Origin of the sequence: Proteus columbae (assembly GCF_009914335.1) — a bacterium.
Lineage (GTDB): Bacteria > Pseudomonadota > Gammaproteobacteria > Enterobacterales > Enterobacteriaceae > Proteus.
This window is the reverse complement of the sequence record NZ_CP043925.1, coordinates 1,437,922-1,461,517: the sequence shown is the minus strand read 5'-3', so window position 1 is coordinate 1,461,517 and position 23,596 is coordinate 1,437,922. Positions and strand designations below refer to the sequence as shown.

Genomic DNA, 23,596 nt, shown 5'->3' with positions numbered 1-23,596 from the left:
AGGCAAGACCAATGAAAACTTTTATCTGTGTATTTGAGCCTACGACCGAGGCTCGTACCAACGGTGCTGTACCTTTAGCCATAGCGTTAAGCACTGCTAATGCAAAGCTGGCAACAGCAACTGCAGTAGTGAAATTGTCTGAAGCATATCCAGAAGCTATGGATAACTTTAATACTGATGAGCCGTTAATTAGCGAATATCTTGACGGTTCTGCATGCCCTACTTTAGATGCTTTCGATGAAAAATTTGCTGTTGAAAATGAGTATGACGGTACTCAATGGAAACCTATCGAATATAGAGAGTTCAAAAAACTAGCCACAAAACCTCGTATCGCCAGCCTGCTGTTATTTGGAAAGACTCAAATAACAAACAAAGAGTTCTCTTTTACATTGAAATATCTTGCGGGTACAGAAGATCCAAAAATTCGTAATATCGCCACAGGCCTTGCTGAAATAACAAAATTATCTTTGATGGATGCTGAACAAACGATGGAAATAGCACAGGCTATCTATGAGTTTGCTAATGAAGATGTCACCGTTGAAGAAGCTAAATCACTAGGTGAAAGCTGGCTGACAGAAGAACCTGAGCAACCACAAGAAGAAATATCTTCTATCAAGCGTAACTACACAACTATAGATACTGAAATCGCCTTAGCACTGTTAGATGATTTTGATCCTAATAATGTTCTACCCTCTCAAGTAAAGAAAGCCAAAGAGCTGATAGATGATGACAACACAGCATGGAAACGCTGGTCAATGGATTTACGCACAACAGCTGGCATCTTAGATATACCTCGTGAAAAGATTTTTGCATTAATAGCTGAAAGTAAAAAACAGCCTGAGTTATTAGATAATCCTAATGCACGAAAAGAGTTGATTGATCTGCATTTGGGCATTAGCAAATCTAACAACACTAAAAAAGAAGAAATTACTACTAAGTTAACTCAAACAGATAATGCCTCTTTAGTATCCAAAGAAAATACAGTTGAGAAAGAAACTAAGCCTAAACGTTCGCGTAAAAAGCAAGAAGTAGCGCCTAAGGCAGAAACAGCTCAAGTGATTGAGCAAACTGAAAAAACTAAAGAACCAGAAACACCATCAGTACCACACGATAATTTTGAGCAACGTGCCAGTGTTATTGATGAAGTTCTTAACGCGAGTGATGCTAATAACCTAAGTATTTGGAAAAGAGTACAACGTACAGACCCTCGTTTTACTAAGCCATTAGAAGGCATGGGATTTATAGGGACTAGCATAAACAGCACCTACATGTTTATGCGTGCGACTGAAATATTCGGCCCTATTGGTGAAGGCTGGGGTTATGAAGTCCTTGAAGAAAAATTTATTGATGGAAAGCCTCTTGTAGAACCAGTTCTTGATGAGCGTAATAAACAAGTTGCAACCCGTTTTTTACGTGATGGTGATGGAGCGTTATTCTGCGAACAAAACCACTCAATTAAGATCCGTTTTTGGTACATCATCGAATGTGAAACCCGCGGTGAGTTTGAAAGTTATGGTGCAACACCATACCGCTATCAAACTAACTATGGCATTAAGGTTGACGGTGAAGCTATTAAAAAATCACTAACTGATGCAATCAAAAAAGCCCTATCAATGCTTGGCTTTAGCTCTGATGTCTTTATGGGTATGCATGATAACCCTGAATACTTAGCGAGTAATAAGCTTGAGTTTGAAATCAAAAACGCGAGTGAAAAAGCGGAAGATATCACACGTATTCGCAAAGAATTAGACGAGAAATTTACTAAACATACGGAAGTTATGCGTAGTGCTGTTACTGAGAATGAATTGCGAGGCATTGCATCCACATTAACGCGCGAAATTTCTGCGCATATCAAATCAGCTCAAGAGCGTCGTGACAACGATTATGAGAAATATTTGTCCGGCCGTTTACGTCGATTAAACCAAATCGAAAAAGAGTGTTTAGACCAACTGAAACATAAAGAAGAGGCAATCTAATGACCAATACTACTGCTATCGCACTGGCGACCAATTACGAAAAATTACAACAACTCGTTGAAACAGGAGAATTCTCTCCTGAAGATATCGCAGATACGTTGGAAGGTATCGAGGGCGAGTTAGGTGATAAATTGGATGCAATTATGCACCACGTTCGCAATATCGAAGGTCAAGCTAAAACACTGGATGAGGAATCTAAACGTTTATCTGATCGTAAAAAATCATTCGAAAACCAAGCTAAAAACCTAAAGAAATATGCTCTTAACTGCTTATTGGCTTCAGGATTAGATAAATTAAAAACAACAAAAAATACATTCACAGCTAGAGCTGGTGTTGTTCGAGTCATTATCGACAATGAAGCTTTGTTGCCAGATGAGTTGGTTGATGTTCAAACCATCACCGCGCCAGATAAAAAAAGCATTAAAGAAGCTATTGAAAATGGCCTTGAAATTCCCGGAGCACATCTTGAAGTTGGTGAACGTTCATTAATGGTTCGTTAATTCATAATAGCGCCCTTTATCGGGCGCATTATCAGGAGATAAACGTTATGGCCATGAAGTTAGAAGTTGTCATCACTCATGATGAAACAACAAATAAATGCAGTATCGAATGGTCTACGGCATCAACAAAAAATGTCGCAGAGCAAGAACAGCAAGCCCTTTCATCGATGCAAAAAGCGTTATTGCTACAACTGGGGCACCCTATAAATACAGCTATTATTCATTAAGTGACATGTCACAAAGAGGCAAGACCAATGCTTAGACACTCTCAACAAAAAGACCAAGCCGTAAAGATCACATTACCTGATGGTACACATGGCTTTGTTTCAACAGATAGACGTTGCCATGTTTCATACGATTTTCCAGCGCACGTCAAAATTGAACTTCAGCCTACTCCCGCTGAGCAACAAAGGAGTGAACAATAATGTTTGGTTTATTCCTTTTGATATGTAGTTCGGTAAATTGTCAGTTTGAACCCTACGGTTATATTTATCCCAATGAACAAAATTGTTTAATTGATAAGGAATTACTCGCGATCAAAGGGAAAATTGCAGAGTGCTATCCAGTGGAGGGAATTATTCGGGTAAAAAGTTGATTAAGCATAATCAGTTTTTACTTTTCGTTGTTATTAGCATGGTGGTTTATTCAATACCAATGGGTAACCATCATGAAATTATTAACACCTTGGAAACCAGGGAACCAATTATTAACAAGTTTTGATATTAAATTAGGTCGGTTAGCGTTCAGTGTAAGAAATAGACCATGCACTGACGCTGAAATCAAACACTCCTGTGATACAGCAGACCGACTTATTTTATTAATGATGAGGCAAGACCAAAATGAGCGGAAAACTGATGAAAGCTAGTGCGTGGGCTAAACGAGAATTTGAAATAGGTTCTATTCCAGATAATAGAACCATAAAAAAATGGGTAGAAGCTGGCTTATTAAAAGGCAAAATCGTTGATTGTTCTGTTTGGATATATTCATCCGAACGTTGGGGTATCGAGTCCGTTATTTCTTCATGTGTCGATGAGTTAATAAGGGCTTCGTGATATGGCCAGTAGACCAAGAAAAAAGGAATTTAGGCATCTACCTGACTTTCTGTATTACGATTCATCCAAAAAACAGTATCGCTTAACACTGACTAATGGTATTCGAAAATGCATTGGTGCTGATAAAGCAAAGGCTATCGCAATAGCCAGAGAATACAACAATATTATGCGACCAGAAAAATCTGTTTCTGTTAACTCATTAATTATTGACTCGGGAGGACAATATGGAGAGTCTCTCCCTCTTTCAGAACATTTAGATAAGTTATTTTTGCGGATCACTAATGATGAGAAACCATCAGACAGTACACTTAGTAACTGGGTTAATGACTTAGAAAGAATTAAGATCTTTTTTAAAGATATCCCCGCGAATGAAATCTCACTGGAACATGTAAATGGCTATATTAATGAATATCATGCCGATGCCTCTGCTAATGTACAAAATCGTAAGGTCAGTTTTCTAAAGAAAATTTTTAGTTACGCAATGGATGAATCTCTTATGTTCGATAACCCTGCTGAACGTAAGAAAATGAAAAGAGTCGATGGGAAAAAACGTAGAAGATTATCTTATGATGATTTTCTTAAAATTCGAGCATCTGCAGAACCTTGGTTAAGAACAGCAATGGATCTCGCGTTACAAACAACACAAGCAAGGCTAGAAGTATCACGAATAAAATACAATATCAAAGCCCCCAAAGAAGGCATATGTGGATGTTTATGGTATGAGGAACCCTTAAATGGAATATACGGGATGATTTATATTCACAGACAAAAAGTGCAACATAAAGAGGCATCTCACATTGCGATCCCAATAGGCAAAGCACTTAAGGAAATCATCGATAATAGCCGTGACAATGTAGCAAGCCCTTATATTGTGCATAGACTACCTACTCGTATCCCAAATAAGGTGTGTAAAGAAGTGAATCATCCAACACAAGTTGCACCAGATTACCTTAGCCGTGCATTTTCAGCGTTGCGTGATCAAGTAGGTGTTGCCAGTCATTTGCCTTTAGATGAAAGGCCTACCTTTCATGAAATAAGAGCATTGGCAGCCTTTATGTTTAAACAACGCGGTTTTGATCCTCAAGCTCGAATGGCTCACAGTGATGCAGAGTCAACCAAGATTTATACAGAAAACCATGTACAATGGGTTGAAGTGCCACATTGTGAGATTGCATAAGTCGGATTAGCTCAGATTTGAGCTAATACAGGTATGATATAGAGTTGATTCTAATTTGACAGACTGTTCTGTGCCAATAGCGGGCTTTACTACTACTCAACCTAAAACAATTGTACTCATAAAATAGTGGTAACTCCGAAAATCTTAGGGTCAGCACAAAAAATATGAGAATTGGCTTGATAGGTGGACAGCCCGTTAAAAAATTCTAGTAACCTCATATCATTGTGATGATGCTGTGCTGAGAATTTTATGTTGAACGACTCTACTTTCCCCCTTATTTGTGGCGGAATATTTACAAGGTTCTGCTTTGACAAGTCCACCACATTGAATGAAGCAAACGCACTACGACTCAAATTAAAAAGAAACATATTATGATGGGGATCATTAGTTCCTTGAAGGTAGCCTGTATCTGGCAATGCGACTCTACAGCCCGGAATGTCGTCAAAGGTCGCTATTATCAAATAACCCATATTTCCCTTTGACTCAACAATCTTCTCAACAGTCGACTCTAGGATACTTTTTGTTGCTCCAGGTGGAATCATTAACGCCAGAAAAAGAATCTCCAACCACTGGAAATATAGCTCACTCGTCACCCTAAACTCGGTGCAAACCTCGGCCAAGTGAGGTTTTTTTCCTGTGCGAATCTCGGAGAAGTGTGCTAGCAAAAGAGGATCAGTTGGATGCATCCCCACCAATCCCTTATACATATTAATTGTTTGAACAATCAAATAAGGGTTTCTAATCCACCCCATGAATTTTGATTTGAGCACTCGTTCAGTGGCACCCTTCAAAACATCGCTTCCAGAATTTAACTTGGACTCGGAGATAAGGAGATCAGTTGCTGGTGCTAAGTCCATTTCAAATTTATGAAAGAAATCCTCTAAATTCTTTCTTAACTTTGAGCTTTTCACATCGAAACTAAAGAGATCATTAAAAGAAAGGTTCTTCTTTATCTTGACGCCTTCAGTATTTGTCAAGCGAACAACCGTATTTTCTCGATCTGCAATTTCAAATTTGTAGATTCGCTGCTTATCTTTTGGTTTGCTCTCATCAATGCAGTTACTGCGCTGCTCTGTCTGAGATATAAAATGCTGATTCCTCGTTAGATTATCCATAAATTCTCCTTGTTGCGACGATCCATAAGGTGTGTAATTGACATGCTCACAATTGATAATATGCTGTAATGTTAGCAATACCTCCATCAATTTTGAGAACAACTGTGAACTTCCACTTTTCGCTCTTTCAAGATTATAGCCATAATTAAATTTCTACATTACAGGAGATTTAATTATGGCTAAGCTACAAAATGCAGAGCTACTTTTGTGCTGTATAAACCTTGATGCGTGTATCTACTCGCTTGAAAACGTTAACCCCTTCAGATGATAGTTGCTCATCTTGAGTGAATACACCAAGAAATCGATATAGTGTCCGATTCAGCTCATCACGAGAATGAGCCATTACGATACGATAACACCATGTTTCCCTATAGTTGCGTGTTGAATTGAGGCTTTTTTCCGTTATCAGATCACCATCAATGGAAAGTGAGTTGTCCCACTCCCCCGCCTTATATAAACGCGGAAACCAAACCATCACATCTCCGCTCAAACCAATCGCCTTTACAACAGTCTCAGGTACCCGCCAGCTACCTGATTGATGGTGTCCTTTATCTCCATAACCAAAGCACTGCAAAGCATCTCTGTGATATCGGAATGCAGCGTAAGCACCAGCTTCAAGAAATCCTGCGTTAATGTGTATTTGAGCGGTATAACGGCTGTTATAGTCCCAAGGACGGAATAAGCCTTGAGCTTCCTGTTGGGCTTTTCTGTCCCTAACAAGAAGGATGAACTCATCAACAAGATGATTAATCTTGTCCAGTGTCGTGTTATTGGCTGGAATTCGTTTTTCAATAAATCCTGTCGCTTCCATGATGTCCAAACAACGGATTCTGTCAGCCATTTTAGCTTCATCACTATCATGGTGCGCCTCATCTATTTCAAGATACAGCTTCAGCTGCGGAAAAAGCAGGTCTGCAAGATAAATTTTTCCAGAGTGCCCTTCCTTTCGAATACACTGCTGGCAAACGAATTCAAGCTCAGGGTCATTCAATCTGTGAAAAATTCGGTTGATAATGTAGTGTTCCCAGCGCTTGTGAGAGATTTTTGATAGTGCCCGAAGAATATAGTCATCTTTACTCATGTAAATACCATTTAAAAGCAAATAAACAACCAGAAAAAAGACTTAACTTGGACGCCTGTATTCGCAAGTGTAGTGTCAAAATAGTAAACATATCATCGCCATAATACTTAGCGCTGTAGTTACATCCGTCTAAATTCTGTCGGCCACTTCACCATTGAAGAAGCCTTTACTGGTTAACGCATCACCATCGTGCCAACGTCCGCTCCTCGCTCAAAGCAGACGATCATATTTGGTTATATTCTACCTACGAAACCTGTTAGTTCAAACCTGAGCTAACAGGTATAAGTATAGTGGTAAAACTCCCCTTAACTCATTGATTCTTATAATGCATATTTTGTATATCAGGCACTGTATGTAATTACATGCAAATGCATTATTTATATTTATAATCAAAGTGTTAGATAATTTAAAATCGGTTTCATGGGGTGTCAGGGGTCGTAGGTTCAAATCCTATCATGCCGACCAAAATTCCTTAGAAAAACCAACCGCTTATGGTTGGTTTTTTTATGTCTGAAATTTGTCACTGGTAAAACTCTGGTAAAACTCTGGTAAAACGACGACAAATCACCTCTCAAAATCCCCCTTTCTTTAGCTCATAAAATTGCCCTTTTCTCCTTGCTATTCTGTTCGTTACCTTATATAAAATACTGTATAAAAACACAGTTAAATAGGCGATACCATGATTAAACTCGAAATCAATAATGCGGAATATATTGCTCAGTTAGAAGAGGCTCGTTTATCAGCAGACAACCCTTATGGTTATCTGTTTATGGACATTATCTTTTCTGATCCAAGGTTTGATGAAAATACATTTGAAATGAAGAATGTTAAGCGAGAACCGATGAGAACCTATATGACGGAGGATGTGGCTAGTGATTTGCTTGAGCAATTGGAGCGATTTTTATATAGTAAAAATACTGTACATAACTCTTAAGAACATAAATACAATTAATTTATATAAAAATTTATTTTGGAATACAGCAATGGATAGTTATGACTACACTAGTTACAGATTTTTAAAGCAATGTTTATCTGTCGAAGTGATTAAATCCAATGATAAAAAGTTTTCATGGCGTAGAGCTATGTTAAGAAGTTATAAGTGCCATGATAGGCGTTTTATTTTTTGGTGGAGGATTGCCAGTTTCTTACATCATAAAACTCATTCAAAACTCGCAAATTATATAAATCGAAAGATATCTTTAAAATATGGAGCTGAAATTAATTTAAATGCAAAAATAAAACCAGGGATATCATTTGCCCATTTATCTGGCGTCATTATCACAGGTCTAGCTACAATTGGTGAAAATTGCCACATTAGACAAAACACAACAATAGGTGTTGGTGGTTCTCGATATTCTGAAATCAAAGATAAGAGATTCATTATTATTGGTGATAACGTTGAAATCGGTGCCCATTCATGCATTATTGGTAATACACTTACCATTGGTAACAACGTTATCATAGGTGCGATGTCTTTTATAAACAAAGATATTCCAGATAATTGCACTTGTTATACAAAAAAAGAAAACATACTAATTATCAATAACGCATAACTTATTATAAGAAAGATGATACTCCATAAAAAAGCATCATCTTTCTAAATTAAATAAATTTGGTTTTAATTAAATCAAATATAGTTTCTTAATCGTCATTGTGGTTGCAACAATATATATTCTTGTTCCATTCTTTGTTGTTTTCATTCTAGTCCATTTATCACCATTATTTATAGTGACAAGAAGATTATCCGCAGGTATACGGATCTCTGTTAATCCAATTTCATTCCTATCCGATAACATATATAAAGAACGGCCTCGAATATCATAATTGACCTTAACTGAATTTCCGTCATTCAAAGTACCATTATAAATCTCACCAACCCAATTTTTAGGTATATATCGATATCACTCTCAGCTTTTTTGTAACGATAATTTGAAGTCGGTTCTATTCCGGATAATAGAACCATAAAAAAATGGGTAGAAACTGGCTTATTAAAAGGCAAAATCGTTGATTGTTCTGTTTGGGTATATTCATCAGAACGTTAGGGTATCGAGTCCGTTATTTCTTCATGTGTCAATGAGTTAATAAGGGCTTCGTGATATGCCCAGTAGACCTAGAAGAAAGGAGTTTAGGCATTTACCTGACTTCCTTTATTTTGATAAATCAGTCAAACAATATCGCCTTACATTAACTAATGGTTTAAGAATATGCATTGGTGCTGATAAAGCAAAAGCTATCGCAATAGCCAGAGAATACAACAATATTATGCGACCAGAAAAATGTGTTTCTGTTAACTCATTAATTATTGACTCGGGAGGACAATATGGGGAGGCTCTCCCTCTCTCAGAACATTTAAATAAGTTATTTTTGCGGATCACGAATGATGAGAAACCATCAGACAGTACACTTAGTAACTGGGTTAATGACTTAGAAAGAATTAAGATCTTTTTTAAAGATATCCCCACAAATGAAATCTCACTGGAACATGTAAATGGCTATATTAATGAATATCATGCCGATGCTTCTGCTAATGTACAAAATCGTAAGGTAAGCTTTCTAAAGAAAATTTTTAGTTATGCAATGGGTGAATCTCTTATGTTCGATAACCCAGCTGAACGTAAGAAAATGAAAAGAGTCGATGGGAAAAAACGTAGAAGATTATCTTATGATGATTTTCCTAAAATTAGGGCGTCCGCGGAACCTTGGTTAAGAACAGCAATGGATCTGGCATTGCAGACGACACAAGCAAGGCTTGAAGTATCACGCATAAAATATAATATCAAAGCCCCAAAAGAAGGCATATGTGGGTGTTTATGGTATGAAGAACCTTTAAATGGAATATACGGGATGATTTATATTCACAGGCAAAAAGTGCAACATAAAGAGGCATCTCATATTGCGATCCCCATAGGCAAAGCACTTAAGGAAATCATCGATAATAGCCGTGACAATGTGGCAAGCCCTTATATTGTGCATAGACTACCTACTCGTATTCCAAATAAGGTGAGTAAAGAAGTTAATCATCGAACACAAGTTGCACCTGATTACCTTAGCCGTGCATTTTCAGCGTTACGTGGTCAAGTGGGTGTTCCCAGTCATTTACCTTTAGATGAAAGACCAACCTTTCATGAAATAAGAGCATTAGCAACCTTTATGTTTAAACAACGAGGCTTTGATCCACGAGCTCGAATGGCTCACAGCTATTTTAATTAGATGGAAGTTCTTATGAGTGTACCACAAACAAAAGTTGAACTACTTTTAGCTATTGATAAAAATTTCAATAAATTAATTAGTTATCTTGATGTAATCCCGATAGAAACTACTTCGGAACGCTCAATGGATGGGCACGCCAAAGGAACCAAAATGAGTGTTCGTGATCTTGTTTCGTATTTGCTCGGATGGAATTCTCTTGTTGTAAAATGGATCACATCTGATGCCAAAGGTTTACCTATCGATTTTCCAGACACTAGTTATAAATGGAACCAACTTGGTCTTCTTGCTCAAAAATTTTACTCAGATTACAGTGAGTTAAATTATGACTCGTTAATAGCTGAACTTCGGGCTGTAAAAAATGAAATTGTGGCGCTTATTGATGAGCGAACTGATGATGTTTTGTATGGTAAACCATGGTACAAAAAATGGACGATGGGTCGAATGATCTCATTTAACACATCTTCACCTTATGCCAACGCTAATGGGAGATTAAAAAAGTGGGCAAGAAATAATAATATCAATTTAAAGTAAGTATTAGCGTCAAAATTACACGCAGTATTTAAAAACAGATTGCCCTTATAACTATAAGGAAGGTTTTTCTAATTATGATCAAGCACTAATACTCAACATTCACGCTCATGATCTTATCTATTGTTTCATTTTACACTTGCTCCTAAAATGGCTATATAATAAATTACATATCGATAACAAAATAAAAAGTTGGAAAAGCAATGAAGTTATTTATGTTCTACATTGGTGGTAATGCCGGTAAGTCAAATATTGAAGTTCACGATATCCAATTTGTTGTGGCAGAAAAACCTACAGATGCTTGGGCTGCGTTAAGAGAAGCATGGTTTGGAGATAAAGACAAAGTACATATTGATGGTTATGCAGAAATCACTTGGGTTGATGGATTTAATATCACTCTTAGTGATAAACCTAGCGATAGTAACGATAATTTATATTTTGTTAATGTGGGAGGCTATCATCCATCAAATCTCGCTGAATTGCATGAATTTGATTTATTTGTTGCTAAATCAGCGAATGAAGCTAAAGAGAAGGCCATTGCGACCCTTTTAGTAAATAGTCTGCAACAACATAAAGACAATTTAAAAGATGTTGATGATTGCATTTTATTAAGCAAAATCGGTAATTTTTACATTCATTTAATACCAAATAATTCGGGTGAACATTTCAAACCTTTATGGCAAGGTTATCAACCTATTGGTATTGAAAAGACTCAATAATAATTTTTACTGCGCTGTTATTTTTCAGCGTAGTAAATTTCATAAGTTACGCAATCATCAACTTGTTTTTAAATATGTATCAATTTAAAAAATATTGATATCTACATTTAAAATGATCCCATATTACTTGCTTAGTATTGCTATTATTTAAAATTCATTAATTTCTTAAAATAAAAACCTTTTTTAGTTTTTGGGAATTTATTTCCATAATATATTTTTCGCTCATAATCTCGGCCAGCATAGTGATTATCACCATAAAATTGACCATATAATGCAGTTTTAGGGCACACTTCGTCAGAAAAAAATCTATGATTATTATCCACTTCAATTTTCCTTCTTTAAATTAAATTTAAGACCTCTTGAAATTAATTATAAATATTTATCATTTATAATTTTTAGTAGTTATTTAATACCTACCATACTACTTTTATAAAATAGATCCAGTTTCTAATAAAGTTATTATTTAAATTAAAGGAAAAACATAATTAGACAAAATAAAAATTGAGTGTATGCTATATATCAGACACTCAATAATTAAATACTTATTATTTATTATCTATTTTTCTATTTGCTATTCCAAAAGGAATATGGACAGAAGGTAATTCAGATGATGATTTTAAATGCAGCTTTTGATCATCAAAGAATATATGAGGTTTTAGAATTCTCAAAACATTGGCTTTCTCTACTCCCCCCATAAAAAAGGCTTCATTAACAGAAATTCCCCATGTTCTCATCGTATTAATAACACGTTTATGAGATGGTGCATTACGCGCAGTAACAATAGAGATCTTAAGCAATGGAATATATGTAGGATCTTGTTTTACTTTTTCTAATTCTAATTTTTGAATATCAGAAATACGCAGTAAAAATTTTTTTAATGGCCCAGTATTATGAGGAACATCAACCATTTTAGCTTCATGCATGTGAAATTGAGACAACTCCCCTGAAGTTTTATAAATAACTTCTGCTTCATCATCAGCGATCACACCATCAAAGTCGAACGCAATTCTTAATTCATCGGCATCATCATCATTAACATGGCCTTCTAATATCTGTCCTGCTGGATAATTTGCATTAATTGCTTGTAAAACATCGTCATGATCAGCAGATAAAAATAACTCAATATCAAATGCTGGAATATAAATATGAGGTGATTTTCCTTGAAGAAATACGGCTCGGGTGATCCCTAGCTTATAATGTTCAATAGAATTCATCACTCTTAATCCAGTATCGGGATCATTTCTAGATAACAAAATAACTTCAACGAGTGGATCGTCAGGTCTAATATTATTTAGCTTCAAAAGCCGACTAATAAAAGGAAATGCAACACCTCTATTTAGAGATACATCCTGCATTTTATGTTGATATTTTCGATAAGCTTCCTCTCCTTGTGTGCGAAAAATATTATCTGATTCTTTTAAATCAAATAATGCACTAGAGGAAAGCCCTATGACTAATCTCTTCGTTAAATCATATGCCATCGCCAAAATCCTCTATTAGTTCCTTTTATTATTCATAATATCACTCTTTTAAGAGAGCGAAGATAAGAAAACTTATGCAAAAAAGCAGATAAAATCGTAGTATTTACCTAAACATAAGCACTTTACCATCAAATCACACACTTTAAATAATATTGATTATCATTTGCATTTAAATAATATCCTTATTATTGTTATGACTACAATTCATAAGGAGAAAATTCATGGTTAAGAAAACGATACATTTACGCTCTCAGCATTTTAAAGATTTAGTCAATAAAATGAAAAAAATGAATGCTGTTAAGAATACGATAAACACTAAATCAGAAAGTAGTGATCTTGTTGTTATTAATAATAAAATTCCAACTTTAGTTTCTATAAAGTAAGATAATTTATTGACTTTTAGTGTGAATAAATAATAACCGCAACTTTCTTAGGGTTGACACATCAAATGATAATGATTATCTTTTATCTCGTGAATAGTTGAGTATTTTACTCAGTTTCTCACAACGACATTGCTCACATTGCTTCTAGTATTTATTGACCAACTCTCCTAGCGTTGGTCTTTTTTTTATCTGTATTATTCCATAACCCACTTAACCCTAAATGGAGGACATACTTTCCTTCAAAATACTATTATCTTGTTAAAGCTAAAATAGTTTATAGTGAATCTAACGTAAGATAGTAATATTGTATTTGGTTATCAATATATAAAAAGGATCATAAAATCAATACGTTATAATTAAACCATATCATCAATAGGGATTTTAAATCATGGGTTTTATTTCCACCATCATTGGAAAAAATAAAGAGCTAACACCAAAGCAGCAATGGGAACAACTTAATAAAAAATATGCAGATAATCCTATCGAGCGTATCCGTAAGAAATTAGTACTAGCAACTAGTATTGATCATGAATATAAGGAGTTTGGTGCTGACAATCATAAATATCAACTAAGCTCTCCACTCTCAATAGAGAAAGTTAACCAGCTACAAGCAAAGGCTGGATGTGAATTTCCCGAAGATTATATCGCCTTTGTAACTCAAATTGGCAATGGTGGTACAGGCTCTTATGGTGGTGCAGGCCCTTACTATGGCCTATATGCTTTTGATGACGCAATAGATAGAAATGGTGTACAAAATTGTGCATTACCCTGCTTACTTAAACCTAAAATGAATATTGATGAGTGGAAAGCACTTTGTCATGTCCCCGAAGACTGTAGTGATGAAGACTTTGATATTATTTGCGATAGAATTCATCAAGGTACGCTTTATTTAGGTACTTGTGGATGTGAATACGATCTTTTATTAGTGGTCAATGGTAAATATAAAGGTCATATTTTATATACATCTGATTGGGTTAATTCAGATACTCCTTACATATTTTCCTATGAAACTTCATTTACACAGTGGTACGAACGTTGGTTAGATGAAGTGATTTTAGGCTATGATACAAGCTGGTTTGGTCATCGAATGGGAGGTAATGAAGAAACGTTACTTCATTTTGCCAAAAATAATAAAGATATTACAAAAAAAATTAGTGCTATCAACTCATTAACTAAGTTACCTGAATTATCCAACAGCAGTTTATATTTTCTAGAACAACAACTGCAAACTGAAGATATTGAGTTATATAAAGTTTCGTTAAATGTTTTAGCCTCTTATTTTAAAGAACAAGCATTGCCTTATATTCAGCAAGCTTTAGTTGCTCCATTTGATGAAAAAACAGACATTGTTATTCCTATTATTTACTTTAAATATAGAGATCAATGTTCTCTTTTCAAAGATAACCTTTTCCCAATTCTTAAAGTAACGAATAGCGAAGATACATTGCGTTTTATCGGTTACTCTTTGGCCGAATTAAAAGCTGTTTTAGTTGAAGATTTCCAACCCTTCTTTATTCACTCAAACGTAGAAATAATAAGAAGTGCAATTTATGCAGCTTCTCATGATCTTAATTTAAAAGATAAAACATCAGCATTTTATGAACTCGCAATCTCCGAAAATGAAGAGATCTGCTTAGGTGCAATTCAGGCATTATCGAGCTCAAATTACATCGATAGTGAGTTGTTACCTTATTTACAACAAGCTTGGAAAATGTATCCCAAAGAAATAAATCCTTATATACGCAACAATATCTTTTCTTATATTGCGAAGGCATATCAGAACAATGAAATTGATGTAACAAAATGGTAACTAACAGATAAATATACATTTTTCTTTAATTTTTTTTAAATAGACAATAATAAGATCTTATTATTGTCTATTTTTAATTCCAATCTCATTATAAATAAGCATATTGTTATTCTAACCAACGAAGTAAATTATCAAAATTTTCAACTAAATGTATGCAAACTTTATAGTTAAACCAAGATGATTTCAGTTTATATCATTTAGCCTCACTGTTAAGTGAAAATTAAAATCAAATAAAATCAAATAATTAAATAGAAAAAATCAAACAAAATTTAATTTTTTCAGAAAATTATTCCAACTCTTCACTTTATTCTTATTATTTCTTTTTAAAGTTTGTTACAGATTGATATCTTTTTCCCTTACTATTGGTTTCAGTATTTCATCACTGATAGATATTTAATTTTTCCCCCGCCTCGTGCGGGGATATTTTTATCTCAATTATCCTCTTAAGATGCTCAATCGCTAAACTCTCACTATTTTCAAACTAAACGTGCTTTCCTGTTTTTTTCCATAGCACAAACATATTATGCTTGTTATATCTTTTGCAATGGACAATTACCTATAATTTACTTCCCTTCAATATCAAGTTCTATCTTATCTATTTAAAAGCCATCGAATAAAGATGGTTTTTTTATTCTTAATAACCATTTCTTTGTAATACTTTGACAAATTTTTTTGAACTCTGAAATTACTCATTTTATAAGTTTTCTATTTTAACGACAAAATGTATCACTAAAAAATTAAGTAACTTAACTAATATCAAAAAAAGTTAACTTATTAACAAAAATAATCAAAAATAAATTTAATACTTAAGTTTCAAGTAATTATATAAATAACAATCAATTTATATTAATAGTTGTGTACTGCAAAAATCATAAATTCATTCATAAATCTTTATCTATCTGTCATTAACTATCAAGATTTTTTACAGATTGATATATTTTTTTCCTCTAATATTTCTTCCATCAACTCGGTACGAAAAGATATTTATTCATCGTACACAGAAAAAAAATCAAGAAATTAACCAAAGAAAGAATATTTGAGAAATATAAAATGAAAAAGAATTTTATTATCGGAACTTGTTTAGCACTTTTATTATCAACTCCAACTATGGCAAATAATAATAAAGTAATCGGTTCAGGAACAATTACATTTACAGGTTCAATTGTAGAGGGGAATTGTATGACCGACTCAGTAGGAAATACTTTTAAAGCAAATTGTTGGAATGGAACTGAAATGGAAGAAACTTTACATAAAATCGAACCCAATAAAATGTTTAATGCTCAATTAGGTGAAAATAAAGGTTCAATGAGCATAAATTGGATCAAAGAAAATGTAGGAATAATGGATATTGTATACAATTAATATAGTAAGTTTAAAATCCTATATTTTTAATAAACATTAAATTCTATCAAATAGAAATAATATTTATTATTAAATAACGAGTATATATTTTCCAAGAGTTAGAATTCATTATTATATAAATGGTATTCTCTATTATGGTTATAATATATTAGGCAGATATAGTTTATTTCTATATCTGCTAACTCTGTTTTAACTTATTTATAAAATTTTTTATCTTCTTATCTTTGCTTTGTATCCCCTATCTTTATCTTCCAAATCCATACAAATATTAGGGTTGACAATTCAAATGATAATGATTATCTTTTACCTTGTGAATAGTTGAGTGTTTTACTTGGTTTTTCACAACGACATTGCTCACATTGCTTCCAGTATTTACTGTGACCAACACATCATGTGTTGGTCTTTTTTTATATAATATATTCATAATTAATTATAAAAACTGGCTTCACCTGCTGGTCGAGTTTTAAAACGGCGGTGAGCCCATAAATATTGATCTGGTGCTCGCATAATTTCGGTTTCAATCAACTTATTCATTCTATCTGTGTCATTTTGAATATCTTCAGAAGGATAATTAATCAATTCTTTACCAATGATTAAACTGTATTTTTTACCTTTCTGATTTTCATTTCTGACCAAAGTAACAGTTAAAGAAGGTGCCCCTGATAGTTTTGCTAATATAGCAACTCCTTTTGAAGTTGATGTTTTTTCAACAGAAAAGAATGGAGAAAATGTTGTACCTTTTAAACCAAAATCTTGGTCAGGAGCAAACCAAATTGCCTTCCCTTTTTTTAACTCCATAACCATAAACTTTAAGTTGCGTCTATCTATCATGCCCTTATCTGAACGGCATCTTGCTTTAGTTTGGATAAACTCCATCGCTTTATTATTATGTGGTCTATACATCGCATTCACAGGAAAACAGAGCCCCATAATGCGCCCACCCAGCTCTAGAGACATAGAGTGGATACCAATTAATAAAATTCCAGCTTTTTTATCATTTGCATCAGTAAAATTGGAGATCCCTTGTACTTCAAAGAGATTTTTTAATCGGCGGTCACTCCAAAACCACGCCATGCCCGTTTCAAATAATGCGACACCTAGTGACGATAAATTATCCATAACAAGCTTGTTAATTTCATTTTCATCTTTATTAGGGAAACATAATTCTAAATTTTTCTTTATGATCGAGACTCTTCTTTTGACAAAGAAACGAGATAACAACCCAAGATATTTACCTAAAAAAAGTAACCAAGCATAAGGAAGTTGTACTAATAAAAAAAGAATAAAGACACCAAACCAAGTTAAGATATATTTTGGATGTAATAGATGCAATGAGAAAACATTTTTAGCGTACACAAGTTTGTCCTTTAGGAACTAAAAAGCATTTAAGCCACATTAAATTAGACAGCAATTGTTTAAGATAAGTCACTAAATATTAATTTAATTTTTATCTTAAATTATTTTTATGATTTATCTGATATTTTTTATTCTAATAAAGTTTTTTTCTTTCTTTTGATTGAAAAGGCAATGTCTTAATGCCTTTATTTTGCCATTATAAGAATTAATTTATCCATTAATTTATTTATCTGTAAAAATTATTAGGCATTAAAGTAAATAACTTTATAGAATTTTAAATAATTTACATTAAATACTTACATAACTTTAATAAAACTATTTTTTATACGCTTTAATAAATATACTTCAAATTTAAATAATACTAGAAATTGATATAAAAAAACCCCACCGAAGTGAGGTTTTTTAGATCTTACTTGTATCCATATTGCATTAAGCAATATATACAGTAAATTACAGAGCGATTACGTTCGCTGCTGCTGGTCCTTTAGCGCCATTTTCGATAGAAAATGAAACTTCTTGGCCTTCTTTCAGAGATTTGAAGCTATCGCTTTGGATCGCTGAAAAGTGTACGAATACGTCTTTGCTACCGTCTTTAGGAGTGATAAAGCCAAAACCTTTATCATCGTTAAACCATTTTACTGTACCAGTCATTGTATTAGACATAAGATTTCCTTTAATTAATTATTTTGCCATAAGGCATTGTTTGCGGTTTGATTTCGGATTTTTACTTATGGTCACTATTTGAAGGAATTCGCAACGAAGAGGTATCATGGATAACGCTAAACGGTGAACTACTTAAAACTGCACTAACATAAATAGGTCTGTACTTCCAAACCAGTGGCGCTATTAAGTCATATAATTCATTTTATAGCAAATTATTTTCATCTTTATTTTAAAAAAACTTTTCACCCGTCAAATTAGAAAATAATTATAAGATAAAAATAATTATCTATTTTACCTATCTCATTATTTTAATTTAAGAACATGAATAAAAAAGTAGATACTGTTATTTTTTTAAGATAACCAGTATCTACTCTATCATTAATGTACTACATCACCTTAATCAGCTAGTTCTAATAAAATTTCTTCTGTTTTCGTCCATAGAAGTGAACCGCCTTCTTCAGGCCATAAATGCCGCTCAGCATTAGGAAAACGTTGAAATAATAAATCCCCAAAGTCTGGAGAATGAACTGTACTAGTATCTTTCATACCATACCATAAGGTTGTTGGTGTCTTTATTTCTTCAGGTGAAAATCCCCAAGGTTGCATAGTAATCAGCAAATCTTGAGTATATCCATCATTGCCTTGTTTAAAGGCTTTTACCATACATTCTTGATAAACTGGGAGAAAATCAATTGATTTATAAATAGCCAAATCAACATCGGCACTATAATTTAGAATAAAATCCATTAACCACTTGGCTGTTATATTTTGCTTAATCCAACTGGTTAACGAATCTGGTGATCCAACAGCTTGACGTTGCATATTAACAACATCATCTGTTAGCTTATTTTGTGTATCTGGATAGTCAAATTGATCTTGTCCTGCGACAATAAGTAATTTATCAACATGACAATAAACACAAAGAGCCATAGCAAAAACAGCACCTTGTGAAAACCCCATTACATTAATATTTTTAATACGAAGATGATCTAATAAAAATAAAATATCTTTAGAAAAAGATTTTAACGACTTTTGAGGATCAAAGGTGGAATCGCCTAATCCAGGGCGAGTGGGTGTAATCAACCGAATATTAAGCTTATTTAAAAGGTCAACTTCGACTCCTAATAAACCACTCATACCTGCACCAGTACAAAATAATACTGGCTTACCTTGCTCTGGACCTGATTCATACCACGTTAAAATTCTATTATCTGGTAATGATACATTATATTTTCTTGAGTTTTTAATTTTCATTAAATTTTGTCTTTTATTAATTTTTGATAACACATTACCTGCCAATTTGCACAGCAATGTCTATTTTTAAGTTTTGCTTTTAAAAATTAATGTTGAGACTAGCTAAGGGTAAGATTTCATATAAACTCGCAATAAATTTTGTTTCGTTGCAGATAAGTGGATAAACCTAAATTTATTTTTTGTTTTAAAAAAATAAAAATAAGTAGATTTCATACTAATCTCTATTAGTATAATCAAATTAGCCGTAATAGGTAAGAGTCCTACCATTGATCACCACAGTGAAAATCACAATAACACTGTCTTTATAAATGATTTATTTCCTATGCCCAATTTATTTGTGTGATAAAAAATGCGTTATTATTTTATCGATACTAATCGTTTTTATTTTCAATTTTTACTATATTTATTTAATTTTTTTATTTATGACTCACTTCTACGTTATTTTACTAATTTACAAGTACGTCCTTTATCTTCAGCAACACGTCCATTTACTGCATCATCTTCTGAAATCGTTGCTAAATTAAACTCACCTTTGCCTTTACCCCAAATTTGGAAATTCTCACCAACATAACGAGCACCACTAGCCGCAATAGCTTCTTTTAAAACAATAATTTCATCGCTGTAATACATAACAGCTAGCTGTTCAGTAGGGAAAGAAACCCTGATTTTTTGGCCTTCACAGTTATAAGTATCCGTTTTAGCTGCCAAAGCAGGAGCTGTTATTAATGAAGAAACTAATGCAATAGCAGAAATAGAAAAAAACTTATTCATTTACATCTCCTAAAATAACCAAGTAAGATTTTACTAATTAATTTAGGCTAGGCTTTATCTTTTAAATATAAAATAGGATATCTCCGCATTTTTTAAGACTAAAAATATATATGAATATTTTAATTTAAGATTAATTTTAATAAAAAGTCATCAATCATTGATGAGTGAGTTAAAATGCAACCTTTTAATTAAAATTAATTTAAATTAAAACAAATTACAATACATAACTTTACATTAATATCTGTCTATTTTACTTTATTCAGTGTAATTATCACTATACGATATGCTACTATCCTAGAACATATAAATTTATTGTAGTTCAATAAATTAAGTCGATCTTATTGAAAAATATCGATAGAGAAAAAGAATAGGAATATTCATGCTTCAAGAGAATGTTGTTAAAGATATTATTGTTTGGATTGAGCAAAATCTTGATTCAAGCTTATCACTGGATATTGTTGCTGAAAAATCAGGTTATACAAAATGGCATTTTCAGCGTTTATTTAAAGCATATACAGGAATATCTTTAGGAAAATACATACTCGCCCGCCGTTTATCTTGCGGTGCTTATGCTTTACGCATAACGCGTTGTAGCCTGCTTGATATTTCATTGAAATATCGGTTTGACTCTCAACAAACATTTTGTCGCGCATTTAAAAAACAGTTTAATATTACGCCTTCCGAATACAGAAAAAAGCCGGGTTGGGATATTAGTGAGCTGATTTTCCCTGCACTAGAAACTGTTGAACTTAGTGCTAAATATGAAGTCGTTACCTTTCCTTCCTTAAAATTAGCGGGTATGTCTCACCAATACAACAAACCTGTTTCAACGTGGAATTCAGACAAGAAAAAATTTAGAAAGGAATTTTGGCGTAAATTTTTAAAGGACCTACATACAATACCCACAGAGCTATATGCAATGCATCGAGCATCTGCGAGTACATTAGAAGATACGATGTACATTTATAGTACCGCCGTTGATAAAGAAAAATTATCAACAACATCTAATCTATCGTCAATGTCACAATTAGAATTACCTAGTGGTAATTACTTAGCAATTACTTTTGATATGGATGAAATTTTAGACTCATTAACAGGTTACGATGATATTATTTACACGGTATATACTAAAGTATTACCAAAAATGAATTTATTACGTAGGCCTGGCCCTGATATTGAACAATATACGCTGAAAAAATCTATGAGTTACGATAAATTACTTGAACAAAGTGAACAATACTTACAAAAAATTAGCTACTATATTCCTGTTCTTTAATAAGTTTTATCTACAAAAAAGATCCCAATAGAATTGGGATCTTTCTATTAAAATAGATATCTAAAATACTTCTCTTCTATCAATCTTTCTTAGACTTATTAGCAAAGAAAATATCGTCTTGAATATCTTTTGTTCTTACTGTAAACAATTCATTCATTAAGTTTTCAGTTAATTTTTCAGCATCTGTCATGACTCGTAGATTAAATTCATTAAGCATTTTATCTGCACCAGTTTTATCTGTTTTCACCATAGTGAGATATTTAGCTTCCATTTCTTTTTGCTCTAATGCAGTTTTTGCTTCCCACTCTTGATAAGCTTTTTTCACTATTGGTGCGAGTTTTGGATAATCTGTCATTACTAATGTTTGTAACTTACGATATTTCCAGTAAATAGAATCATTATCTGCTTGATTGCTTCCTATTCCATAATGTTGCGGATAAGCTTTTAATCCACTGTAATACGGAACAAATGCAGTTAAATCCGCCATACCTAATCCTACATAAGTGACTTCTCCTATTTCTTGAGGAAGTTCTGGACGGACTTGCATGACATGCGCTTCATAAGTTCTAAATACACTAATTGGGCGCCATGGCTCTTTACCATTTAATCCATTGGTATATGGGTCGTGCTCTGTTCCTTCAAAGTGATTACGTAACATCGCTTTAGCTTCTTCAACAGATACTTTTTTCTCTGGCGTTAATAAAGGTGCGAAATTACGACCATCATCCACAGCTTGTTTTAATGATGGATTAAATTGTTGCTGGATAATCCATACTCGCGGATCATTATAAGTACGATCTCGTTCGTCATCTCGTGTATAAACCTTTGAAAAATTAAATGCCCCTTCTTTTTCAGGATTATAAAGCCCTTTTTCAACAGCAAATTCCACGAGATTTTTAGAGCCTAAAACATCATTACTATTAATATCATAGTGTTGTAATCGACCTTGGTTTCCTGTTGCAAAGTATTTATCTTTAGGTAATTTTTGTGCGATCCAATGATGTCCAGTTCCAGTTTCTAAATACCAAAGCTCATTTTTATCAACAACAGCAACACCAAATCCTTCACCAGCACCTTGCTTTTCAATAATACTACCTAATAATTCCACGGCTTCACGAGCTGTTTTTGCTCTTGAAAGCAGGACATCTGGAATATCATCTTCAGTTATCCCAGTTTCTTCAACATAGGGATCAAAAGAGAGTGCTTTAGGTGAAGAAAAAATAGATTCAGTACCACTGACACCCACACCCAGTTCATTAAATCCCGTTGCACCGTGAAGTTGTGTTTTCCAATTCGGTACAGTGGTATAGCGTAATGAATTCTTAGGTAATGGATATGTAAAATTATTAGCACCGTTATGTTCTTTGGTACTGTAAATACCCGTTTGATTCGATTTAGCAGGATGAATAACAAAATGTTGTGCTTTTAATGCATCACTATCTGCGCTACGAGCAATAATCAACGAACCATCATTTGTTGCTTCACTTCCTGCTAACAACGTTGTACAGGCTAAAGCTGAAGAAACTAATGCAATATTAACGGATAAGGCAATAATACCCTTTTTGAATAAAGACATAAAACTCCCCATTTGCTTGTTATTTATAATTTGTAGATCAATTAAGTATCTTTTTAGAGTCAAAATAAAAAACCAGATAGATAATTTGATGCAAAATATTAACAATGAAAAAGCGTGGGTTTCCGTGATTTATATCTCAATGACCATTATATTTTAAAATAAAAACATTAATTATATGCATCATATTAATATTAATAAGATTTATTAAAAGATTCATTTAAAATACAAATAAAAGGAAAAATAATTTGTTATTAACAACCTTTTATTATGTGATTAAAAATTACGTTATTTATAAAAACAGTTTTT

General features: G+C 33.3%; 24 protein-coding genes. 15 read left to right on the top strand and 9 right to left on the bottom strand.

The genetic code is table 11. The features are described from left to right. The first annotated feature begins 11 nt into the window (after window positions 1-11). From F1325_RS06820 to F1325_RS06800, 6 genes are all read left to right on the top strand, one after another. Entirely contained in the window at window positions 12-1,976 is a 1,965-nt protein-coding gene (locus tag F1325_RS06820) for a hypothetical protein (RefSeq protein WP_160230162.1), read from the top strand. Then, window positions 1,976-2,476: a siphovirus Gp157 family protein gene (locus F1325_RS06815; RefSeq protein WP_160230161.1), complete on the top strand. Its 501-nt coding sequence runs from the start codon at window positions 1,976-1,978 to the stop codon at window positions 2,474-2,476. The genes F1325_RS06820 and F1325_RS06815 overlap by 1 nt, the downstream gene beginning before the upstream one ends. A 47-nt stretch (window positions 2,477-2,523) precedes the next feature. Beyond that, window positions 2,524-2,703: a hypothetical protein gene (locus F1325_RS06810; RefSeq protein ID WP_160230160.1), complete on the top strand. Its 180-nt coding sequence runs from the start codon at window positions 2,524-2,526 to the stop codon at window positions 2,701-2,703. Between the two features lie 27 nt (window positions 2,704-2,730). After that, window positions 2,731-2,901, top strand: coding sequence for a hypothetical protein (locus F1325_RS19150; protein WP_020945461.1), 171 nt, complete (start codon window positions 2,731-2,733; stop codon window positions 2,899-2,901). A 414-nt stretch (window positions 2,902-3,315) separates the two neighbouring features. Beyond that, window positions 3,316-3,528, top strand: coding sequence for a hypothetical protein (locus tag F1325_RS06805; RefSeq protein WP_060555085.1), 213 nt, complete (start codon window positions 3,316-3,318; stop codon window positions 3,526-3,528). 1 nt (window position 3,529) lies between these two features. After that, window positions 3,530-4,705 (top strand): tyrosine-type recombinase/integrase, encoded by a 1,176-nt coding sequence (locus F1325_RS06800; protein WP_160230159.1) that lies wholly within the window; start codon window positions 3,530-3,532, stop codon window positions 4,703-4,705. A 116-nt stretch (window positions 4,706-4,821) separates the two neighbouring features. On the opposite strand, the gene F1325_RS19240 is transcribed toward F1325_RS06800, so the two are convergent. Both F1325_RS19240 and F1325_RS06790 read right to left on the bottom strand, forming a co-directional pair. Beyond that, complete coding sequence (locus F1325_RS19240) at window positions 4,822-5,820, bottom strand: hypothetical protein (protein WP_208797909.1); 999 nt, start codon at window positions 5,818-5,820, stop codon at window positions 4,822-4,824. A gap of 199 nt (window positions 5,821-6,019) precedes the next feature. After that, the gene (locus F1325_RS06790; RefSeq protein WP_160230158.1) at window positions 6,020-6,901 is read right to left on the bottom strand and encodes an AbaSI family restriction endonuclease; all 882 of its coding nucleotides are present in this window, start codon (window positions 6,899-6,901) and stop codon (window positions 6,020-6,022) included. A gap of 679 nt (window positions 6,902-7,580) precedes the next feature. On the opposite strand from F1325_RS06790, the gene F1325_RS06785 reads away from it, so the two are divergent. The 5 genes from F1325_RS06785 (at window position 7,581) to F1325_RS06765 (ending at window position 11,358) form a co-directional block, all read left to right on the top strand. Further along, window positions 7,581-7,835, top strand: a complete 255-nt coding sequence (locus F1325_RS06785) for a hypothetical protein (protein WP_160230157.1) — start codon at window positions 7,581-7,583, stop codon at window positions 7,833-7,835. Between the two features lie 49 nt (window positions 7,836-7,884). After that, window positions 7,885-8,454 (top strand): serine acetyltransferase, encoded by a 570-nt coding sequence (locus F1325_RS06780; RefSeq protein ID WP_109372812.1) that lies wholly within the window; start codon window positions 7,885-7,887, stop codon window positions 8,452-8,454. 544 nt (window positions 8,455-8,998) lie between these two features. After that, on the top strand, window positions 8,999-10,111 hold the full coding sequence (locus F1325_RS06775; RefSeq protein ID WP_160230156.1) for a site-specific integrase: 1,113 nt from the start codon (window positions 8,999-9,001) through the stop codon (window positions 10,109-10,111). A 12-nt stretch (window positions 10,112-10,123) separates the two neighbouring features. Continuing rightward, entirely contained in the window at window positions 10,124-10,642 is a 519-nt protein-coding gene (locus tag F1325_RS06770) for a ClbS/DfsB family four-helix bundle protein (protein ID WP_109372809.1), read from the top strand. Window positions 10,643-10,842: 200 nt separating this feature from the next. Next, complete coding sequence (locus F1325_RS06765) at window positions 10,843-11,358, top strand: DUF1543 domain-containing protein (protein WP_109372808.1); 516 nt, start codon at window positions 10,843-10,845, stop codon at window positions 11,356-11,358. Window positions 11,359-11,501: 143 nt separating this feature from the next. Here F1325_RS06765 and F1325_RS06760 read toward each other — a convergent pair whose 3' ends face one another. Together F1325_RS06760 and F1325_RS06755 are read right to left on the bottom strand one after the other, a co-directional pair. Then, window positions 11,502-11,681: a hypothetical protein gene (locus tag F1325_RS06760; RefSeq protein WP_088493237.1), complete on the bottom strand. Its 180-nt coding sequence runs from the start codon at window positions 11,679-11,681 to the stop codon at window positions 11,502-11,504. 222 nt (window positions 11,682-11,903) lie between these two features. Beyond that, window positions 11,904-12,839, bottom strand: a complete 936-nt coding sequence (locus F1325_RS06755) for a 5'-nucleotidase (RefSeq protein ID WP_160230155.1) — start codon at window positions 12,837-12,839, stop codon at window positions 11,904-11,906. Between the two features lie 221 nt (window positions 12,840-13,060). On the opposite strand from F1325_RS06755, the gene F1325_RS19145 reads away from it, so the two are divergent. From F1325_RS19145 to F1325_RS06745, 3 genes are all read left to right on the top strand, one after another. Next, entirely contained in the window at window positions 13,061-13,222 is a 162-nt protein-coding gene (locus F1325_RS19145; protein WP_167392491.1) for a hypothetical protein, read from the top strand. A 388-nt stretch (window positions 13,223-13,610) separates the two neighbouring features. After that, window positions 13,611-15,032: an SMI1/KNR4 family protein gene (locus F1325_RS06750; RefSeq protein ID WP_160230154.1), complete on the top strand. Its 1,422-nt coding sequence runs from the start codon at window positions 13,611-13,613 to the stop codon at window positions 15,030-15,032. A 1,050-nt stretch (window positions 15,033-16,082) separates the two neighbouring features. Continuing rightward, window positions 16,083-16,394: a hypothetical protein gene (locus tag F1325_RS06745; protein ID WP_109372805.1), complete on the top strand. Its 312-nt coding sequence runs from the start codon at window positions 16,083-16,085 to the stop codon at window positions 16,392-16,394. Window positions 16,395-16,820: 426 nt separating this feature from the next. On the opposite strand, the gene lpxL is transcribed toward F1325_RS06745, so the two are convergent. From lpxL to F1325_RS06725, 4 genes are all read right to left on the bottom strand, one after another. After that, window positions 16,821-17,750: an LpxL/LpxP family Kdo(2)-lipid IV(A) lauroyl/palmitoleoyl acyltransferase gene (gene lpxL, locus F1325_RS06740; RefSeq protein WP_109372804.1), complete on the bottom strand. Its 930-nt coding sequence runs from the start codon at window positions 17,748-17,750 to the stop codon at window positions 16,821-16,823. Between the two features lie 450 nt (window positions 17,751-18,200). Continuing rightward, complete coding sequence (gene cspE, locus F1325_RS06735) at window positions 18,201-18,413, bottom strand: transcription antiterminator/RNA stability regulator CspE (RefSeq protein ID WP_006537332.1); 213 nt, start codon at window positions 18,411-18,413, stop codon at window positions 18,201-18,203. 396 nt (window positions 18,414-18,809) lie between these two features. Beyond that, window positions 18,810-19,667 carry an alpha/beta fold hydrolase gene (locus tag F1325_RS06730; protein WP_109372958.1) on the bottom strand — a complete coding sequence of 286 codons (858 nt, stop codon included), beginning with the start codon at window positions 19,665-19,667 and terminating at the stop codon, window positions 18,810-18,812. Between the two features lie 438 nt (window positions 19,668-20,105). Beyond that, window positions 20,106-20,438, bottom strand: coding sequence for an MliC family protein (locus F1325_RS06725; RefSeq protein WP_109372803.1), 333 nt, complete (start codon window positions 20,436-20,438; stop codon window positions 20,106-20,108). 379 nt (window positions 20,439-20,817) lie between these two features. Here F1325_RS06725 and F1325_RS06720 point away from each other — a divergent pair, with 379 nt between their 5' ends. Then, complete coding sequence (locus tag F1325_RS06720) at window positions 20,818-21,714, top strand: AraC family transcriptional regulator (RefSeq protein WP_109372802.1); 897 nt, start codon at window positions 20,818-20,820, stop codon at window positions 21,712-21,714. Between the two features lie 79 nt (window positions 21,715-21,793). Here F1325_RS06720 and F1325_RS06715 read toward each other — a convergent pair whose 3' ends face one another. After that, window positions 21,794-23,290, bottom strand: a complete 1,497-nt coding sequence (locus tag F1325_RS06715; protein WP_160230153.1) for a C69 family dipeptidase — start codon at window positions 23,288-23,290, stop codon at window positions 21,794-21,796. Window positions 23,291-23,596: the final 306 nt, after the last annotated feature.

Excerpts from the sequence above, each read along its gene's own strand:
- F1325_RS06820 (WP_160230162.1), top strand. The coding sequence starts at position 12 with ATGAAAACTTTTATCTGTGTATTTGAGCCTACGACCGAGGCTCGTACC.
- F1325_RS06815 (WP_160230161.1), top strand. The coding sequence starts at position 1,976 with ATGACCAATACTACTGCTATCGCACTGGCGACCAATTACGAAAAATTA.
- F1325_RS06810 (WP_160230160.1), top strand. The coding sequence starts at position 2,524 with ATGGCCATGAAGTTAGAAGTTGTCATCACTCATGATGAAACAACAAAT.
- F1325_RS19150 (WP_020945461.1), top strand. The coding sequence starts at position 2,731 with ATGCTTAGACACTCTCAACAAAAAGACCAAGCCGTAAAGATCACATTA.
- F1325_RS06805 (WP_060555085.1), top strand. The coding sequence starts at position 3,316 with ATGAGCGGAAAACTGATGAAAGCTAGTGCGTGGGCTAAACGAGAATTT.
- F1325_RS06800 (WP_160230159.1), top strand. The coding sequence starts at position 3,530 with ATGGCCAGTAGACCAAGAAAAAAGGAATTTAGGCATCTACCTGACTTT.
- F1325_RS19240 (WP_208797909.1), bottom strand. The coding sequence starts at position 5,820 with ATGGATAATCTAACGAGGAATCAGCATTTTATATCTCAGACAGAGCAG.
- F1325_RS06790 (WP_160230158.1), bottom strand. The coding sequence starts at position 6,901 with ATGAGTAAAGATGACTATATTCTTCGGGCACTATCAAAAATCTCTCAC.
- F1325_RS06785 (WP_160230157.1), top strand. The coding sequence starts at position 7,581 with ATGATTAAACTCGAAATCAATAATGCGGAATATATTGCTCAGTTAGAA.
- F1325_RS06780 (WP_109372812.1), top strand. The coding sequence starts at position 7,885 with ATGGATAGTTATGACTACACTAGTTACAGATTTTTAAAGCAATGTTTA.
- F1325_RS06775 (WP_160230156.1), top strand. The coding sequence starts at position 8,999 with ATGCCCAGTAGACCTAGAAGAAAGGAGTTTAGGCATTTACCTGACTTC.
- F1325_RS06770 (WP_109372809.1), top strand. The coding sequence starts at position 10,124 with ATGAGTGTACCACAAACAAAAGTTGAACTACTTTTAGCTATTGATAAA.
- F1325_RS06765 (WP_109372808.1), top strand. The coding sequence starts at position 10,843 with ATGAAGTTATTTATGTTCTACATTGGTGGTAATGCCGGTAAGTCAAAT.
- F1325_RS06755 (WP_160230155.1), bottom strand. The coding sequence starts at position 12,839 with ATGGCATATGATTTAACGAAGAGATTAGTCATAGGGCTTTCCTCTAGT.
- F1325_RS19145 (WP_167392491.1), top strand. The coding sequence starts at position 13,061 with ATGGTTAAGAAAACGATACATTTACGCTCTCAGCATTTTAAAGATTTA.
- F1325_RS06750 (WP_160230154.1), top strand. The coding sequence starts at position 13,611 with ATGGGTTTTATTTCCACCATCATTGGAAAAAATAAAGAGCTAACACCA.
- F1325_RS06745 (WP_109372805.1), top strand. The coding sequence starts at position 16,083 with ATGAAAAAGAATTTTATTATCGGAACTTGTTTAGCACTTTTATTATCA.
- cspE (WP_006537332.1), bottom strand. The coding sequence starts at position 18,413 with ATGTCTAATACAATGACTGGTACAGTAAAATGGTTTAACGATGATAAA.
- F1325_RS06730 (WP_109372958.1), bottom strand. The coding sequence starts at position 19,667 with ATGAAAATTAAAAACTCAAGAAAATATAATGTATCATTACCAGATAAT.
- F1325_RS06725 (WP_109372803.1), bottom strand. The coding sequence starts at position 20,438 with ATGAATAAGTTTTTTTCTATTTCTGCTATTGCATTAGTTTCTTCATTA.
- F1325_RS06720 (WP_109372802.1), top strand. The coding sequence starts at position 20,818 with ATGCTTCAAGAGAATGTTGTTAAAGATATTATTGTTTGGATTGAGCAA.
- F1325_RS06715 (WP_160230153.1), bottom strand. The coding sequence starts at position 23,290 with ATGTCTTTATTCAAAAAGGGTATTATTGCCTTATCCGTTAATATTGCA.